Source organism: Christensenella sp. (assembly GCF_034927525.1).
Lineage (GTDB): Bacteria > Bacillota > Clostridia > Christensenellales > Christensenellaceae > Christensenella.
In genome coordinates this window covers 1-2,569 of record NZ_JAYFPU010000104.1, presented here as the reverse complement: position 1 = coordinate 2,569, position 2,569 = coordinate 1, and the positions used below count along the sequence as shown (strand labels likewise).

Below are 2,569 nucleotides of genomic sequence, written 5' to 3'. Positions count from 1 at the left end.
TACATTGATATAAGGTTTCTTACCCGCCACTCTAGGTTGCCCGTTTCCGGCAGGCGTATAGTCACAGATCATCAGTTTTTTTGTCTGCGGGTCAATCTCCGCGGCGACATAATGCGCGCCAATGCTGCCGTCCGGATTCTTGTAGGCAAAGCACAATATCCCGTATCCGTCCTCACTGATCACTTTTTGCGCCCGCGCTTCCAAAGGAGATGTTTCCCTATCCTCCGGAACGACCATAGCATAAGCCGTCGACGCGTTTCTGATCCTTACGTCCGGCACTGCTTCTTTGACATATTGTTCCGTTCGCCACGGAATTGTCCTCGGGAAATTAGCATCTCCATGCTCGCTGTGCCACGCGTAGGTTTGTTCAAACGGCACGCTCTTCCCCATCAATTGCAAAACGTTATGAGTCGCGGTTGTGGAGCATCCGTTTGCCGCCATCCCCGCTTGGTCAAAAGGCAATCCCGCAAGCTCCGGCTGATCCTGATACACAAGCCCCGTGATTTTTCCCATGCGGGCGCGATACGCCTGCTCCGTGCTATCGTCCCACTGCCCTGTTTCACTGATCCCGAGTTCTTTTTGCATCTTTTTGATACTAACCTCATCACGGAGGAACGCCGGAGCCTCTGCGGGCTTTGTTGTCATCTGTACGCCGCTTTTCTGCGCCTCATCCATTTGCTGTTCAAAGTCCCCAAGCATTGCCGCGTTCACACCGTTGATGGTCTCATTCGGATGCGCTTTCAAATAATCGCGTATACCCGCTTCCTCCGGGGTCATGGGCTGCGCGCCCGCCGCCAGATCAGCTACTGTATTCGTACTCCGCACATGCGTTTGCGGTGTTTGCGCTTTCTGTCGCCGCCCTTACCTCGTCCGCCTTCTCCTGCGTGATTGGCCCCATATCAAGATCAAGGTTGCTGCCACCCGTCTTATCCGGTTTCAGCTCTAGCGTTGGCTGTGCCGGCGACGTTACGCTCGCCGACAATGGCTGTACCATATTTCCCACCGTCTGCGGATCGACCTTCGTCGCTCCCGCTATGATGTCGTCTCTCACGATCTTCGGATCGTTCTTATGCATAGTATATACCATATTCATGCTAGTGTCGGTATCTCTTTCATCTTCAACCGCCTGCGTCGGCTTTGCATTGATCTTCTCACGCAATTCCTTTACGCGCGCATCCAGCGCAGGGGTGAATTTCTTTAGCTCCTCCCGCACGAAATCATTTTTCAGTTCCTGTTCGCCCCATAACCCCTGCACAAACGGGTCGTCCACATCCCCCTTGTGCGCCAACACCGCAGTTGTCAGCCTCTCCACATTTGTTTGGGTTTTGGGCGCTACCCCTTCGTTTTTCCTCATCTGCGGCTTGATCGGCGGCGTGGACGGCGATTCCTGTTTCTTCTGCCACTGCGGTATGGCTGCCGGCTCTGCCAGCTTTGCCATCTGCAGCTTTTGTACGGTTGTCGGCGCGAGCTTTGCTTGTACCACCGATGGTTTTTGTATCGCCGGCAAAAACGGATTCAGCATTTCCGCAGCCGCTGCTGCTTGCTTTTGCGCTTCCGCCTGCTTGCGCTGTTCCTCTGCTTTTCGCTGTTCCTCTTCCCACTGATTGCGGTCGCCTTGCTCCCTTCGCGGGCGGAACATGCTGTTCCCCCGCGTGCCCCCTTTGCTAGAAGTTGTTTTGCTGCGTCTTCCGCCTTGCAAAACCGATTTGTTCCTGACGTCTTGAATCATGCCTCATTCCCCTCCTCGCGCTTTTTCTGCGCCAGGCTCTCCGCTGCATTCTGCATGTTCCTAAATACCTCGTTCATTTGATTCGTTCCCATTTTTCTTCTCTCCTTTTTATTTTTTTGACATCAAAAAAGGAAGCGCATTCCTGCACTTCCCTTATCTGCGTATATTTTTACAATACTATCTTACCACACCCACACCGGACATTGTCGGACATCGGGCGGACATTTTAGGACATCGCCTTACCCCATCTCCGGCAGGATGTACGTTTCCCCATCCGGCGCTTCAATCATATTCAGCTTCGTGTCGTAAACCACCTCGAGCGCCTCTTTTGTAAGCACGTCCGCCGCCGCGCCAAACGCAGACACCCGCCCGTCCTTTAACAGCGCGATCTCATCACAATAATGCCGTGCAAGATTTAGGTCGTGCAGCACGCATACGCATAACATTCCTCTGTTGCGCACAAGAGAGCGCACAAGGGAAAGTATACCTACCTGGTGCTTGATGTCAAGGTTTGCGACCGGCTCATCAAGCAGCAAAACACTCGACTCCTGACACAGCGCGCGCGCAATGATCATACGCTGCCACTCCCCGCCGGAAAGCCCGATGACCGAGCGGTTTTCAAGGTGGGCGATCCCCGTTTTTTCGATGCATTCACGCGCAAGGGCAATATCCTCCGGCGTATCGCTTTCAAAGGTTTTCTTGTGTGGGTTGCGCCCCATCAACACTGTTTCCAGTACGGTAAAATCATATTCCAGCGCATAATTCTGTGGTACAAGCGCCATCTTTTTGGCAAGCGATTTCGCATCAATCGCGCATACGTCCTCTCCATCCAGCCTGACT

Annotated in this window: 3 protein-coding genes; all 3 read right to left on the bottom strand. The window is 53.4% G+C overall.

Going from position 1 to position 2,569, the window contains the following annotated elements:
* Window positions 1-825 (bottom strand): hypothetical protein (locus VB081_RS04285; protein WP_323399613.1); only part of this gene is annotated, 825 nt, incomplete at its 3' end.
* Entirely contained in the window at window positions 800-1,639 is an 840-nt protein-coding gene (locus VB081_RS04280; protein ID WP_323399612.1) for a hypothetical protein, read from the bottom strand. The genes VB081_RS04285 and VB081_RS04280, both read right to left, overlap by 26 nt.
* Window positions 1,640-1,968: 329 nt before the next feature.
* Window positions 1,969-2,569: ABC transporter ATP-binding protein (locus VB081_RS04275; RefSeq protein ID WP_323399611.1), on the bottom strand; the 601-nt coding region annotated here is incomplete at its 5' end.